The sequence below is a fragment of the Nocardia sp. NPDC006982 genome, from assembly GCF_042869435.1.
In the GTDB taxonomy this organism is placed as follows: domain Bacteria; phylum Actinomycetota; class Actinomycetes; order Mycobacteriales; family Mycobacteriaceae; genus Nocardia.
Map to the genome: position 1 here is coordinate 322,730 of NZ_JBIAFV010000005.1, position 14,696 is coordinate 337,425.

At 66.3% G+C, this 14,696-nt stretch carries 15 protein-coding genes; 5 read left to right on the plus strand and 10 right to left on the minus strand.

Translation table 11 applies throughout. The features are described from left to right. Positions 1–63: 63 nt before the first annotated feature. From ACFYOW_RS22185 to ACFYOW_RS22210, 6 genes are read right to left on the minus strand one after another with little or no spacing between them, the layout of a single operon-like run. Positions 64–984, minus strand: a complete 921-nt coding sequence (locus tag ACFYOW_RS22185) for a sugar kinase (protein ID WP_387290696.1) — start codon at positions 982–984, stop codon at positions 64–66. Beyond that, on the minus strand, positions 981–2,078 hold the full coding sequence (locus ACFYOW_RS22190) for a glycoside hydrolase family 88 protein (RefSeq protein WP_387290698.1): 1,098 nt from the start codon (positions 2,076–2,078) through the stop codon (positions 981–983). The genes ACFYOW_RS22185 and ACFYOW_RS22190 overlap by 4 nt, the downstream gene beginning before the upstream one ends. Further along, positions 2,065–4,776 carry a hypothetical protein gene (locus tag ACFYOW_RS22195; protein ID WP_387290700.1) on the minus strand — a complete coding sequence of 904 codons (2,712 nt, stop codon included), beginning with the start codon at positions 4,774–4,776 and terminating at the stop codon, positions 2,065–2,067. The genes ACFYOW_RS22190 and ACFYOW_RS22195 overlap by 14 nt, the downstream gene beginning before the upstream one ends. Continuing rightward, entirely contained in the window at positions 4,773–5,648 is an 876-nt protein-coding gene (locus ACFYOW_RS22200; RefSeq protein WP_387290702.1) for a carbohydrate ABC transporter permease, read from the minus strand. Before ACFYOW_RS22200 ends, ACFYOW_RS22195 begins: the two co-directional genes overlap by 4 nt. Beyond that, complete coding sequence (locus tag ACFYOW_RS22205) at positions 5,645–6,532, minus strand: carbohydrate ABC transporter permease (protein WP_387290704.1); 888 nt, start codon at positions 6,530–6,532, stop codon at positions 5,645–5,647. Before ACFYOW_RS22205 ends, ACFYOW_RS22200 begins: the two co-directional genes overlap by 4 nt. Beyond that, positions 6,529–7,833 (minus strand): ABC transporter substrate-binding protein, encoded by a 1,305-nt coding sequence (locus tag ACFYOW_RS22210; protein WP_387290705.1) that lies wholly within the window; start codon positions 7,831–7,833, stop codon positions 6,529–6,531. The genes ACFYOW_RS22205 and ACFYOW_RS22210 overlap by 4 nt, the downstream gene beginning before the upstream one ends. A gap of 125 nt (positions 7,834–7,958) precedes the next feature. Between ACFYOW_RS22210 and kduI the strand changes: the two genes are divergently transcribed. The 5 genes from kduI (at position 7,959) to ACFYOW_RS22235 (ending at position 11,969) form a co-directional block, all read left to right on the plus strand. Beyond that, positions 7,959–8,777 carry a 5-dehydro-4-deoxy-D-glucuronate isomerase gene (gene kduI / locus ACFYOW_RS22215; protein WP_387290707.1) on the plus strand — a complete coding sequence of 273 codons (819 nt, stop codon included), beginning with the start codon at positions 7,959–7,961 and terminating at the stop codon, positions 8,775–8,777. After that, the gene (locus tag ACFYOW_RS22220; protein WP_387290708.1) at positions 8,774–9,532 is read left to right on the plus strand and encodes an SDR family oxidoreductase; all 759 of its coding nucleotides are present in this window, start codon (positions 8,774–8,776) and stop codon (positions 9,530–9,532) included. Before kduI ends, ACFYOW_RS22220 begins: the two co-directional genes overlap by 4 nt. Further along, the gene (locus ACFYOW_RS22225) at positions 9,529–9,765 is read left to right on the plus strand and encodes a helix-turn-helix domain-containing protein (protein ID WP_387290710.1); all 237 of its coding nucleotides are present in this window, start codon (positions 9,529–9,531) and stop codon (positions 9,763–9,765) included. The genes ACFYOW_RS22220 and ACFYOW_RS22225 overlap by 4 nt, the downstream gene beginning before the upstream one ends. Beyond that, complete coding sequence (locus ACFYOW_RS22230) at positions 9,762–10,319, plus strand: IclR family transcriptional regulator (RefSeq protein WP_387290712.1); 558 nt, start codon at positions 9,762–9,764, stop codon at positions 10,317–10,319. Before ACFYOW_RS22225 ends, ACFYOW_RS22230 begins: the two co-directional genes overlap by 4 nt. 186 nt (positions 10,320–10,505) lie before the next feature. After that, complete coding sequence (locus tag ACFYOW_RS22235) at positions 10,506–11,969, plus strand: short-chain fatty acid transporter (protein WP_387290714.1); 1,464 nt, start codon at positions 10,506–10,508, stop codon at positions 11,967–11,969. A gap of 92 nt (positions 11,970–12,061) precedes the next feature. Here the strand turns inward: ACFYOW_RS22235 and ACFYOW_RS22240 are convergent, their stop codons facing one another. The 4 genes from ACFYOW_RS22240 to ACFYOW_RS22255 all read right to left on the minus strand — a co-directional run bounded on the left by ACFYOW_RS22240 (position 12,062) and on the right by ACFYOW_RS22255 (position 14,666). Further along, positions 12,062–12,262 carry a DUF6186 family protein gene (locus ACFYOW_RS22240; RefSeq protein ID WP_387290716.1) on the minus strand — a complete coding sequence of 67 codons (201 nt, stop codon included), beginning with the start codon at positions 12,260–12,262 and terminating at the stop codon, positions 12,062–12,064. Continuing rightward, the gene (locus ACFYOW_RS22245) at positions 12,259–12,663 is read right to left on the minus strand and encodes a hypothetical protein (RefSeq protein WP_387290718.1); all 405 of its coding nucleotides are present in this window, start codon (positions 12,661–12,663) and stop codon (positions 12,259–12,261) included. The genes ACFYOW_RS22240 and ACFYOW_RS22245 overlap by 4 nt, the downstream gene beginning before the upstream one ends. Positions 12,664–12,900: 237 nt before the next feature. Then, positions 12,901–13,557: a response regulator gene (locus tag ACFYOW_RS22250; protein ID WP_387290720.1), complete on the minus strand. Its 657-nt coding sequence runs from the start codon at positions 13,555–13,557 to the stop codon at positions 12,901–12,903. Next, positions 13,554–14,666: a sensor histidine kinase gene (locus ACFYOW_RS22255; RefSeq protein WP_387290722.1), complete on the minus strand. Its 1,113-nt coding sequence runs from the start codon at positions 14,664–14,666 to the stop codon at positions 13,554–13,556. Before ACFYOW_RS22255 ends, ACFYOW_RS22250 begins: the two co-directional genes overlap by 4 nt. Positions 14,667–14,696 lie beyond the last annotated feature (30 nt).

Consider the following 14,696-nt stretch of genomic DNA (forward strand, 5'->3'; position numbering starts at 1 on the left):
CAGCTTCGCGGATGCGGACGCCGGGGTGGTGTTCTCGGACGGCGGCAGGGTTGCCGGAAGTCGTCAGAGGGCCTCAGGCCAGCCGTGCCCGGTGCGGGCAATATGCAATTCCCGGGCGGTCGGGGGATCAGCGTGGTCGCCATGGCGGCCGAGGACGATACCGGCCAGCAGATGTCCGGAGCGCAGTGCGGCGGCCAAGTCTTCGCCGCGGCGGCGGGCGGCGAGATATCCGGCCGCGAAAGCATCACCCGCGCCGGTAGGTTCGATGATATCGACGGCGGGTGGCAGTACGTCGACGCGATCGCTGTCGTGGAAGACCGTGGCGTGAGCGGGACCGTCCTTCACCACCAGTTCGGTGACCGTGGGTAGCAGGGCACGCACGTCCTGCGCGTCGGTGACCTGCCACAGGGCCGCAGCCTCATCGAGACCGGTGAATACGATATCGGCCCGGCGGGCCAGGTCGAGCAGGATCGGGGCGGCGGCCTCGGCGTGCCACAGCGCCGGGCGGAAGTTGATATCGAATGAAACGGTGAATTGTTTTAGGGCGAACAAGGATTCGACCAGATCCCGACATTCCGTGGACAGTGCCGGGGTGATGCCGGTGAGGTGCAGATGATCGACATCGACAAGCGCCTCGGCGGGCAGTGCACCAAGTGCAGCCCCCGCAGAACCACGTCGGTAGTAGCGGGCCGATCCGGTCGGATCTTTGAGGTAGAGGCCGGTCGGGCGTTCCGGATCGGTATCGACCCAGCGGGTGTCGACCCGGGCGGTATGCAGTGCGGTGAGAATGCGCAGGCCGAACGGATCGGCGCCGATGCGTCCGGCGAAGCGAGCGCGTAGACCGAGCTGCGCAAGCCCGACAGCCACATTGGCCTCGGCGCCGCCGACCGCGACGAGTAGCTGATCGGCTGCCTGCAGGTCGGTCCCCGCGGGTGGAGTGAGCGCGATCAGCGGTTCGCCGACGCACAGGACGACTCCGTTCATCGGATCTGCCCGCGTTCGATGGCCTGCAAGGCAGCGGCGACGGCGTGCAGCGCGAGCCCCTGCCCCCAGGGTTGGGCACGGTCGTCCCTGATCACGCTGTATCCGAATGGTATGAGCTGCAATACGGTTCCGGCGCTGACCCGGGTCAGCGTACCGGCCGCGTCGACGTAACCGAGCGCACCCGCCACCGCCCGCCATCCGGCCCGCACGATCTTCGCGGGGCAGTCCGGCAGGACCGCCGCGGCGCGCAGCATGGCGGCGCCGATGCCCGCGGCGGCGGATGTTTCCAGGATGCCCGCGTTTTCGGGTTGATCATCGACCAGGACGCTCCACACACCGTGTTCGGGTTGCCGGTCGCTCAGCGCGCACAGTTGCCGGGTCAGCGATTCGGAAATCCGCTGTACCTGAACCGGATCGGTCGCTACCCGCGCGCGGGCAGCGAGTTCGAGAAACTCCACCGCGCTGAGCGCGCACCATGCGTTGGCGCGGCCCCAGAAGTTCCAGATCGTTTGTCCCGCATGTGATCCGTGCGCGAACAGACCGGTAACCGGATCTTGCAGAATCTCGGCATGGGCGATGAGCTGATCGCCGAAGCGGGCGACAGGACCGGGGTCACGGTGGTATTCGCCGAGATGGCCGAGGAAGACTCCGGCCATGAAGGTGGTATCGGCCCACACCCCGCCCGGCCAGTGCTCCAGCGCCCCGTTGGGAGCCTTGGTGGCGGAGGGGGATTCGCGAAGCCACCGGCCGAGTTCGGCGGCCGATGCCGCGAGGTCCGGAAATTCGGCAGCGGCGAGCAGCGCGGCGGTGCCGGGGGCGAGATTGTTGACGTGGGTCACGGAGATGCCGGATTCGTGGTGGCGACGCAGCCAGTCGACGACATCGGCCGGTATCGGCAGTTTGCGCGCCTGGGCGAAGCGGATCATGCCCAGCAGGCAGATACCCTCACCCCAGAACCACGATGGCAGGCCGAGTCGCCAAGTGCGAGTGGTCAATCGCTCACCGATATCGGTGAGCGCGGCCGGGGACAGATCGGTCAGGGGCGGCAGCGGGGGCGCCGCCTGTCGCGCGGAGGTCAGGTCATCGGCGGACATCGTCGACTCCCGTTGTGCCGCTGACTGGTTCGATGCGGCGACCGGCGGCGAGATCGAGGACCAGTCGATGTCCGTGCCAACTGGCCTCCAGCCGACCCGCGTCGAAAGGGACGCGTACGGCCGGGTTGTCCAAATGGGGTGGGTCGGCCGGGCGACCATCCACCAAATCAACTGCCGGGGAACCATTTACGGTGAATGCGCCCGGCCACGACAGTGCGAGGACTCGACCGTCGCGGGCGCGCCAGGCTATCGAGTCCTCGGTGAAATCCGGCTCGGCGAGCGCGGATACGAAACGGTCGAACGATCCGTCGGTGGCGGCCCGCCCCACGGTGGCGACATAGGCGCGGCCGGACCCGATCGGCGACCAGGTCTGCGCCGCCTCGTCACCGGTTGTGCGGGAACGGAATCCGCCCGCCGTGGCGACCGCGACATATCCGTCACCGACGCGTCCGGCCAGCCACGACCCGTTGGCGGTCCACTCGTCCAGGTACGGAGTGGGAAACCACAGATGGGTCGAGCCGAACCAGTCGGATTCAGGAATCCGATGCAGGACGAGCACGGTGTCGCGATGTTGATGTGCCCGCGGCAGTATGCGCTGCCCCGCCCAAGCGTTGGGGCGGGCCGAAGACGAGGTGCTGTCGGCCGCCGGGTGGGTCGCGAACACCTGCACCTCCGGTCCGAGGGTCGCGCCCCAGATATGTTCCTGGAGCCCCGGCAGCCCGCTGCGGTAGTCCTGAACGCTGGACAGCATCGCATCCGGCGTGCGCCACACCCGCAGATCCGATCGGTACGGCCGGTCCAGCAGGTCGTGGTGCAGTCGGTATGCACCGCGGTAGATCTGTCTGCCGTCCCATTCCTCGGGTAGCTCGGTCGCGACGGCGCGAATGAGTTCGGGCAGACGGTAGTTGGTCGCGGTTGCGAGCGCCGTTGCGGGCAGCACCGCGGCATTCAACGAGCCCGCACCCCACAGGGTCCACATGATCGGGGCGGTCTCCTCGAACCGCGACGACCGCAGCGTCGGCACATAGGATCGGCCGTGCGCCGCGCCGTGCACGCCGCGCCACGAGTTGCACGCGAGGGTTAACAGAGCCTTGTCCAACAGGGCCTCCGCCAGTTGGCGCAGCCGGTGATCGTCGGCGAACTCGATCCAGGAGACCAGGGCGAGCGAGTCGATCGCGAGATAGGCGTTGGAATCGAATTCACTGAAACCGCCCGCGAGTTTGCGCCGCATCCATTCCGCCGCGAGCTGTCCACCGTGCTCGGCGTGCGCGCGGCCGGTCCAACCGGTATTGGCGTACAACTCATCCGGAAACAGTTCGCCGACAAGGGTTTCGGCGGTGTGCCAGACGAACTGGTGGTTCTCGGTGAAGTAGCACATGGCGTCCAGACCGGGCTGGTCGATCCAGTATTTGAAGCCGAGCAGCGCGGCGCGGACCCGGTCGCGTTGCGCCGGTGACCACGCGTCGTCGCCGAGTCGCCGCCACAGGTGCACCAGCCCGACAGCCTCGAAATCAGCGCAATCCGACCGTGATTCGATCATCTGCAGCGCGGGCGCGAGGTCGTCGTCGGACAGCTTCGCGGCCGGGTCGATAGTGTGCCGCGCCAGGGCACGGGCCACCCCTGGAACACCACGTGCGACGTGGCGCAGCAGTTCGGCCCGCCAAATCGCAGGATCAGCGGTGGGATCCGAGCGATGCACTGCAGGTACGCGTGCCGCGCGCAACTGTCGAACAACCGGCGCGGCCGGATCATCGACGCGCACGGTCAGCACGCTCTCGCCGGTGCCGAGCATGGAGGCCGTGGCATCGGCCGCCTCCATCGATGCCTCGCTCGGCGCGCCGGGCAGGGCGAACCGGGCCGTGCCATCGGTGAGCAGTACCTCCTGCGCGGCGTTTCCGTCGGCGGAGACCAGATAGCGCGCACCGACCGGGCCGGTCAGCGTCACCGTGCCGTCGATGCTTGCCCACGGCTTCAGGCCCACCGCATCGAGCATCGATTCCGCCGCCGCCGATCGGTATTCGTCCGCACCGGGGACGGGGATCACGACGCGGACCGGCAAGCCCGATACACGCAGCCCGGCGATGTGCCGGCACTCGCGAAACGCCACCTGCCAGGTGACCAGGTGCACCGCGGTCAAGCCGGAGCGCAACCGCGTCCGAAGCTGTGTCCGGTGCGGCTCCATATAGGTGAAATCAGTTGCCTGTAAGGCCAATTCGCCGTTGATGAAAATCGCGATCGGACCGGTGCATGCGACCTCCAAGATCCGGAACTCGGCCTGATCCACCTCGAGCACCGTCGCGGCGATCGCCTGCCGATACTCCGGTGTAAAACAGAACTCGCTCCAGTCGAGTAGTCCGTCCGCGCCGGTGTGCCTGCGTTGCCAACCGGCCTGCCGCGTATCGCCCGGTGCCGGTTCCCACGAAAACTGCCCGCCCTCTAGCACTTCCGGCAGCGGTTGCGTGAGCGTCAACGGATGACGCTGGTAGAGACGCTGCTTCAGCGGTGCCACATCGGGGCCGTTGGTCAACACCCAGCGACCGTCCGCACCCCATGGACTGCCGTCCGAGTCCAGTACCTCGTGCAGGTCCTCGCACGGCAACGAAAACGCCGGTGTGCTGAGCCAATCCCGCACATAACCGTGCCGATCGAGGGCATGCACCGATCGGTCGCTCGCGGCGACCTCTGGGATGACGTTCACCTGATAGCTCCCCTGACAAGGCCGGAGATGATCTGCCGCTGCAGGATCAGGAAGACCACGATCACCGGAATGATCGAAACCACCGAGACGGCGAGGATCTGATTGAACGGAATCGCCTGCTGCCCGGCGAAGCGCGCGATCGCCACCGGCAGCGTCTGTTTCGATTCGTCCTGCGCCACGATCAGCGGCCACAGAAAATCATTCCAGCGCCAGATGATCGAGAAGATGGCCAGCACCGCCAGCGCGGGACGACACAGCGGCAGCACGATCCGCCAGAAGATCGCGAACTCACCCGCACCATCGATACGAGCCGCCTCGATGGTTTCGTCGGGCAGCGTCAACATGTACTGGCGCAACAGGAATACCCCCGTCGGCGTGGCCGCGGGTGGAATGATCAGTCCCAGTAGCGAATTGGTCATCCCCAGCGAGGACACCACCTGATAGACCGGGAGCAGGATCACCTGCAGCGGAATCATGATGGTGGACAAGGTGATCAGGAACAGCAGATCACGCCCACGGAAGTTGTACTTGGCCAGCGCATAGGCGGCCATCGCATTGATCAGCAGCGTGAGCAGCGTCGCCGACACGGTGACGATCATGCTGTTGAGCAGATACCGCGGGAAGTCGAATGCGGTCAGACCGGTGCTGTAGTTGTCGAAGGTGACATCGTGCGGATACAGCGTCGGCGGCTGCGCGGCCAGTTCGGCCTGACCTTTGAACGAGGACAGCCCGGCCCAGATCAACGGCGCGACCATAATGATCGCGCCGACCGTGAGCACCGTCGTGCGCACGATGGCAGCGACCGGCGGCGTGCGCCCCGTGGTCGAGGTCCACGTCCCGGCGCGCGGCGCGGCAGTGGCGAGCGCGCTCATATCGCCTCCCGGCGCCGACCGACCAGATAGTTCATGAACGTCACCGCGAAGACCACCAGGAACAGGATCACCGCCGCCGCACTGGCCAACCCGTAGCTGATCGGCGCGTGAAATCCGTTGGTGTAGATGTACTGAACGATGAGCGTCGTCGCTCCCACCGGACCGCCGCCGGTCAGCGTGTAGATGAAGTCGAAGGCCTGGAATCCGGCGATGGTCGACAGCGTGACCACCACCATCGTCGTCGGCCGCACCAGCGGCAGAGTGATGTTCTTGATCAGCTGCCAGCTGTTCGCGCCGTCGATGGTGGCGGCCTCGTAGATCGAATCATCGATGGACTGCAGGCCCGACAGCATGATCATGGTGTAGAAGCCGAGGTGGATCCAGACGCCGACGGTGACTACCGACACCAGTGACAGGTGCGGATCGACCAGCCAGCCGGGATGGCCGAAGCCGAGCGCACTGATCACCGAATTCACCAGTCCGGTCTGCCGTTGCAGCGCGGCATTCCAGATCAGTCCGACCACCACCGGCGAGACCACGATCGGCAGGAAGTACGCCGCTCTCAATGCACCCCGCCCCCGCCGCTGCTTGTTCAGTAGCAGGGCAAGTGCCGTCGCGAGGACCGTGCTCACGATCACGAACGACACGACGAACACCACCGTCTGCCGCGCTACGTCCCAGAATTCGGAGCTGTCGGCAATCCGCCGGTAGTTGTCGGTCCCGACGGCGTGGAAAGTCCGGCCGTTATTGCTGTCGTAGAAACTGAGATTGAAGCCGTTGAGCGCGGGCCAGATCGTGAACAGCCCGAAGATCACCATATTGGGCAGCACGAACAGATAGGGCGCCACCTTGCGCCGATTGATCCGGCGCTTGCCTGCGATCATTTCGAGGCCTTGATGATGTCGGCGATCTGGGTGCGCAGATTCCGCACGCACTCGGCGACACTTTCCTGTCCGGCGACGACCTTGCCGAACTCCTTGATCAATGCGTTGGCCGCACCGGTGAAGGCGGGGCTGGCGGCCGCGGTGAAATCCACCGCCGGAGTGGCACCTATCTGGCCGATGAAGGTGTTCATATCCGCGTCATGGGAGGGGTATTGCACCCCGGACACCACCAGATCCTTGCGGGTCGGCAGCCAGAAGGCGGTCTTATCGATCTCGCGCTGGTTCTCCGCACGGTTCATCCACTGGACGAACGCGGCGCCCAACGTGGGCTCCTTACTGCGGGCGAAGGCCACCATCACCTTCATGCCCGGAAATCCGCCGCATTCGGCCGCGCACGGGTTGGGCACGGCGGCCCAGGAGAACGGCGCCGATTTCGCGAATGCCCCGACCTGCCAGGGCCCGGACAGATACACCGGCGCCTGCCCGGCCAGGAACGCGTCGTTGCCGCCCTTGTAGTTGGTGCCCGCGCCGAGCCAGAAATCCTTGGACATCTTGCCCGACTGCAGTAGGTCGTTCACCATGCCGAGCGCCTGCTCCGCCTTGGCCTGATCGAGTCCGACCTGACCGTCCGCGCCGATCAGGGTGGTGCCGTACTGGCTGAGCACGGTGCTCAGCCGGTTGCCCGATACGTCCATGGTGAGCGCGTACGGCATGCCGTTGGCGGCGGCCACCTTTGTCGCGTCCTCGACGAATTGCGCCCAGGTGCGCTTCGTCATCGAATTCGGCACCGGCACACCGGCTTTTGCGAAGGCGTCGGCATTGACGAAGGGGCCGTTGATGGTCTGGTCGCTGGGTACGGCGTACAGGTGTCCGGCATCGTCGCGGCTGACCGCCACTGCGCCGTCGGTGAATTCGTCGACGTAGGACTTGCCGAAGTAGTTGGTGAAGTCGAGCAGTTCCCCCTGGTACAGGTGCCAGTCCTGCACCCGGGCGACCTCGGGTGCGGTATTCGACGCGATGCGCGCCTGCAATGCGGTGTTCAGCTGCGCGAACGGCACCACCTGTAGGTCGACGGTGGCGCCGGTGTCCTTCTCGAAGCCGGCGATGGCCGCCTTGGTCGCGTCCAGATCGGGTCCGTCGGTGAAGTACACGTAGGTCAGGTGTTTGCCCTTGAAGGCGGTGAAATCCACTGACACCGGGCCCGCCGGGGCGTTCGACTCCTGTTCCCCGGGTGCGCAAGCGGCGGTCAACGCAAACAACCCAGCCGCAATCGATCCGATTATCCGTGCCTTCATTCGCATGCAACCGCTCCTTGCTCGCGGGGTGCGGCGCCCTTGCCGCGGCCTTGCCTGGTACGGCATACTCCTCCAGCTTTCTATGTGAGGGAAAGCACTTTCTGTCAGACGGGAAACCAGAGGTGAGCTCGATGACCGATGTCCGTTACGCCACCAGTCCAGGGGAAATGGCAAGGCTCGCACCGGAAGAACTACGCGAACGATTTCTCGTCACTGATCTCTTCGCGCCTGGCGAGGTCCGGTTCACGCTGTCGCATCACGACCGGCTACTGATCGGCGGTGCGGTGCCGGACGGCGCCGAGCTCGCACTCACACCACCGCCGGAACTGCGCGCCGAAAACCTTTGCGACCGACGCGAACTGGGCATTGTCTGCCTGGACGGCGTCGGCTCGGTGACCACCGACGGCACGAAGCATTCGGTGTCCGCCGAGGACATCGTCTACGTCGGTCAGGGCACCGCAAGCGTGAGCGTGGCGGGCGACGCGGTCTTCTACATCGTCTCCGCCCCCGCGCATCTTGCGCACCCGACCACCTTGATCACCCGCGACGACGCCGAATCCGTGCGAATCGGCGAAGCACACAAGGCGAGCGAGCGAACACTGCGCAAATATGTGCACGAGGACGGGGCGCGTTCCTGTGAACTGGCGCTCGGCATCACCACGCTGGAGCCGGGCAGCGTATGGAACACCATGCCCTGTCACACGCACGACCGGCGCACCGAGATCTATCTCTACTTCGGTCTCGATCCGGCCGAACGCGTCGTGCACCTGTGCGGCGAACCGGCCCGCACGCGCAGCATCATCGTCGCCGACCGGCAGGCGGTGATCAGTCCGCCCTGGTCGGTGCATACCGGCGCGGGCACCGCCCCCTACCGGTTCGTGTGGTCGACGGCAGGTGAGAACCTCGCCTACAACGATATGGATCTCGTACCGACGCAGGCACTTTCGTGACGGGACCGTTCCGGCTGGACGGGCAGCGCGCCCTCGTCACCGGCGCGCGCACCGGCATCGGGCGGGCGGCCGCGCTCGCGCTGGCCGCGGCGGGCGCGGATCTCGTGCTGTGGGGACGCGACCGGGCGGGCCTGGCACCGGTGGCCGCCGAGGTCGAGGCGCTGGGTCGCGCCTGCGTCACCGTGGGGGCGGACCTCACCGACTCCGCGGCGGTCGAGGCCGTCGCGAGTTCCCTTGCCGCCGAATACCGTATCGATCTGCTGGTGAACAATGCCGGAATCATCAGCCGCGGCCCGGCGGTCCAGGTGTCGCTTCCCGAGTGGCGGCGGGTGCTCGACGTCAACCTCGATGCGGCGTTTGTACTGGCGCGCTGCGTCGGTGCGACCATGGTCGAGCGCGGTACGGGCCGGATCGTCAATATCGCCTCGCTGCTGTCGTTTCAGGGCGGCATCAATGTCGCCGCGTACACCGCCAGCAAACATGCCGTTGCGGGGCTGACCAAGGCACTGGCCACGGAATGGGCCGGTCTCGGCGTCGGAGTCAACGCCGTCGCCCCGGGGTATGTCGCGACAGCCAACACCGCCGCACTGCGGGCCGATCCAGCACGCAATCGCGCTGTCACCGAACGTATTCCGGTCGGGCGGTGGGCCGAGGCCGAGGATATCGCGGGCGCGATCGTCTTCCTCTGCACGCCCGCAGCGGCCTATGTGCACGGGCACATTCTGGTGGTGGACGGGGGATGGATGGCCCGGTGAACCATGTCGCGAACTCCCCGCCGAGCGCGGTCGCCAAGGTGGTGCTCGTACTCGAGGCACTGCCGACCTGTCGCGGGATCAGTGAAATAAGCAGGGCCACTGGGCTTTCCACCTCGACGGTGCACCGGATTCTGCAAGAGCTGGCCGCCTCGGCTGGGTCCGGGTCGACTCGGATCACCGATATCTGCCCGGTGTGCGGCTGCTGTCGCTGGCGGGGCAGTCGGCCGGCGTGACGCAGCTGGTGCGGCCGATTCTCCAGCGGCTCTGCGCGGCTACCGGGCACACCGTGCACTTCGCGCTGCGCTCCGGCGACGAGGCGGTCTATGTCGACAAACTGGAAGGCGACCGTGCGTATGCGATGCGCTCCCGTGTCGGTTTGTCGATTCCGTTGCACTGCACGGCAATCGGCAAGGCGATCCTGTCCGGTCTGTCCCGGGCGGAGTTGCAAGAGGTGCTGGCGCGCATTCCGCTGACCGCCATGACACCGCGCACGATCATCAATCCCGACCTGCTGATCGCCCACCTAGCTGCCGTGGCCGAGCGAGGGTACGCCGTCGACGACGAGGAAAACGAGGCGCACACCCGCTGTCTCGGCGCCCCCGTGCTCGACCATCACGGTGTGCCGGTCGGCGGAATCAGCGTGTCGGCCCTGGCCTTCGACCTCGATCGCGCGAAGGTGCGCGCCTGCGCGCCACTGCTGATCACCGCCGCCCGCGACGCCTCGCATGCACTCGGCCTGCCCAATTCGGCGCCGCCCGCCTCGGTACCGCGCAAACGCCGCCGATAGCGGTGGATTCCATGCGGAACCGAGTCGCCTGGACTGCCGATGTTTCTGCATTTTTGCAGACGGTACCTGCAACTTTCCCTCTTGCCCGAACACAAACGGGACATCGATACTCGCCAGGCGAGTCTTGTGCGGTGCGTCACATGCACCGGGCAACCTCGTGCGGAGAGAAAGATGAGGAACGACAGGATGACGTCCGCCGATACAGAAACCAGCCCCGACAAGGTTGAAGCAACCAGCTCCGAGAAGGGCCTTGCGCGAGTTGCGCAGTCGCTCGCCAGGTGGACGGAGAAGTGGTTCCCGGACGCCTACGTCGTCGCGCTGGCGGGCGTATTCATCGTGGCCGTCGCCGCATTGGCCAACGGCTCGTCGCCGCGAACAGTCGCGAACGCGTTCGGCGACGGCTTCTGGGATCTGACCGCTTTCACCCTGCAGATGGCGATGGTGGTGCTCACCGGATACGTCATCGCCACCTCCCCACCTGTCGCCCGGCTCATCGACCGACTGGCCACGTTGCCGCAAACCGCCAGCAGCGCAGTGAGTTTCGTTGCGTTCCTCTCGATGTCGATATCGTTTCTGAACTGGGGACTCAGCCTGGTCTTCGGCGGTCTGCTGGCCCGCGCGATCGCCCGTCGGGCCGATCTACGCGTGGACTATCGCGCGCTGGGCGCGGCGGCATTCATGGGGTTGGGTGCGGTGTGGGCGCTGGGCATTTCCTCCTCGGCCGCGCAGTTGCAGGCCACCGCCACCTCGCTGCCTCCGGCCCTGTTGAAAATCACCGGTGTCCTCGACTTCGGACACACGATCTTCACCTGGCAGTCCCTGCTCATGTGCGCCGTCATCATGGCGCTCACGGTGCTGATCGCGCACTTCTCCGCGCCGAAGGATGCAGCGATCAAGACCGCCCAGGACTTGGACGTCGATCTGGATGACCAGCCCGCGGAAGTGGCTGCACGCTCACGTCCCGGGGAATGGCTCGAGTACAGCCGCATCCTGCCGATCCTGGCCGCAGTGTTGACGTTGGGCTGGTTGATCTCCCAGCTCACCAGCAAACCGGTGCTGACCGTGGTCAGCAGCCTGAACGGTTATCTGCTCGTCTTCCTCATGCTGGGCTTGGTGCTGCACGGGACCCCGCGCAAGTTCTTGCAGGCCATCTCCCTCGCCGTACCCGCGACGGCCGGAATTCTCGTCCAGTTCCCGCTGTACGCCGCCATGGCCGCGATCCTCACCAAAGCCAAGGGCCGGGGCGGCCTCACCATCTCCGAACACCTCGCGCACTTCTTCACGAGTATCGGCGGCGGCGGAAGCTTTGCCATCGTCATCGCCCTCTACACCGTGGTACTCGGCGTCTTCGTCCCGTCCGGCGGTGGAAAATGGCTGGTCGAAGCCCCTTACGTGATGCAGGCATCAACTGATGTCCACATGAACCTCGGCTGGACGGTACAGATCTACAACGTGGCCGAGGCGCTGCCGAACCTCATCAACCCGTTCTTCATGCTGCCGCTGCTGGCAGTGCTCAAACTGCGGGCGCGCGACCTCGTCGGATTCACGTTCCTGCAGTTCCTGTTCCACCTGCCGGTGGTTCTGCTTCTCGTATGGCTGCTCGGCATGACCTTCGAATACGTGCCCCCGATCCTGCCCGCCACCCCGTGACCTCGGCCGGTCCAGCGGACCTTTCCCGGACATCGGCGTATTCGATTGCTCCTTAGGCGATCTCACGGCCTCCGACCCCGACGAGCCACTCTCTATCGGGCGAGAAAGTGCCAGCCGAGCCATGCCCATACGAGCACAGCGACAATCCTCGCCACCCGATTGCGCGTGAGGTACGCGATCGTTTCCCCCAAGGGCGCGACCAGATCCCGGCGCATATGCGTGGCCACGACCACGCCGAGCGCGACCACCAGCACCACCACGAACCCGACGATGACGATCACCCGATCGCTCATTTCGAAACCAGCCACCAGCCGGCAGCCAGCCACACCAACCATCCGGCCAACCGCAGCGGCAACTGCTCGAGCGCCGGATCCAGCAGCGTCGACAAGGTCGGGTGCAGGTGGCTCGCTCGCGTCCAATCCGGTTGCTGCACAAAGGCATACACTTCCCACACCGACGCGACGACCACCAGCGTCGACCAAACGGCCACTCCGCGCCGCAGCCGGACGGTGCGTGGAATCTGCTCGGGTCTCGTGCGGAACGCCAACACCGACACCACGACCACCGGCATCAGCACCAGCACGGTTGCCTGCCAACTGAACGGCCGGGTCGCGGCCCCACCCGCCGCCAGCACAACACCGACGACCAGCAGCAGCATCCGCCGCCGAAATGATCGCGCCGATTCCCCTGTCACCTGGGCAGAATAAGCCCCTGAGCACCGAATTCGGGCGTTCGATGCCACCGACGCTGCCGCTGGTCGCTGGCATACACAGCACCGACAAGCGAATCCACCGCGGTGCGTGGCAGCATCCGCACCGCCATCACCGACCACCTGGCGCCGGATTCGGGCTGTCGGTCGATGCCGATCCCGCCGCGGTCGTTCAACTCCTCGCCGGCGAATAGTCAGCAGCGACGCCGCGGGCGGCTGATCTCACATACGACGGCGCGGTTCGAGTCCCGCATCACGTGCTGCCAGCACGGCCTGCGCTCGATCACGCAATTGCAGTTTGGCGAAGATATGTCGCACGTGGGTCTTCACGGTCGCCATGCTGATGAACAGTTCCTCGGCTATCTCGGTGTTGGTCCGTCCGGCGCCGATCAGCGCGAGAATCTCGGACTCGCGACCGCTGAGATCGCCGAAGCCCGGCGGCAATTGCGCCGGCGCGGGCGGGCGGGCCGAGAAGTGATCCATCATTCGGGCAAGGACCACCGGCGACACCACCGGTTCGCCCGCGGCAGCGCGGCCGACCGCGTCGATAAGACCGCCTGCGGTGACATCTTTGAGCAGAAATCCGCATGCGCCCGCGCGCAAGGCGTCGACCACATGCTTGTCGTGGTCGAACGTGGTCAATGCGAGCACCCGAATATCCGCGCCGAGTGCGACAATCCGACGCGTCGCTTCGACCCCGTGGACGCCGGGCATCCGCAGATCCATCAACACGACATCCGGCTGCAATGCGGTCGCCGCCGCAACCGCTGCGGCGCCATCGGCTGCCTCACCGACCACTTCCACGCCGCCCAGTTCGAGAATCGTGCGCAATCCCTGGCGCACGAGATCCTGGTCATCGACCACCAGCACGCGGGTCATCGCACACCCGCATCGAACGGGATAGTCACCGTGACATCGAACCGGCCACGTTCGGCTCGCGAAGCGAAGGTACCGCCCAGCAACTCCGCCCGGTGCCTCATGCCGGTCAATCCCCGGCCCGGGCGCGGCTCAACGTTGCGCGTCATCCGGTTCGTCGAGCGCAGCGCGACTCGATCCGGCAGCCAGTCGACGGCGATATCGACCTGTTCGCCCGGCGCGTGCCTGCCCGCGTTGGTGAGACATTCGCGCACAATGCGATTCACCGCGAAGACCGCGTTCCTGCACTCGGGCGGCGGCGTGCCGGTGAGGGTGAGACTGTTCGCGATCCCGACCGATCCGGCGTTGTCGGCCAGCTGCACCAGATCCGAATCATCCTGCACGCCTGCGTCATTCAGCGGGGCGAGCACGTTCAGGACTTGACGGATCTGCGCCAGCGTGTGGTGCGCGGTCGAGCGGATCGCCTCCACCGGCACGACCGCCTTGGCGGGTGCGATCTTCAGCGCCGACGCCGCGGCCTCCGCCTGGATCGCGATGAGAGTGAGTTCGTGGCCGACCACATCGTGCAGCTCCCGCGCGATACGGGCACGTTCGGCGGCGACGGCGGCCTCCTCGGCGCGCTCGCGTTCGTACCGCAACTCCTGGGTCAGCGCGCTGATCTGCGCGTTCTGTCGCCGCTGAAACGCGACCAACCGGCCAGCCACCACCGGGGCGACGACGGCGAGCACCCCGCCGATGGCCGCTACCGGCTGCTCGGGGCCGAGCAGTGTGCCGACGACCGCGGCCAGCGCCGCCCATGCGGTGACCGCCGGCACGGCGATACCCCGGCGGCCCCAGGACCCCAAGGCATAGAACTGCAGCACCACCGCCACGAATCCCGGCACTGGGAAACCGTCGAGCGGGATCAGCCAGGTCAGCGACGAAACCAGCGCGGACGCAATCGGATACGTCCGACGCCAGGCCAGCGGGAGCATCGACCCGACCACATACACCTCGCCGATACCGCGGCCCGCGATGGGAAAGATCGCGGTCTGCACCAGCCCGGCCACGACGAATACGGCCGCCAGCACCGCATCCGACGGCGTAGTGCGCAATCGTTCGGCCAGTCTCACCGACCGAGCGTAAGTGAGGAAGGAACACGG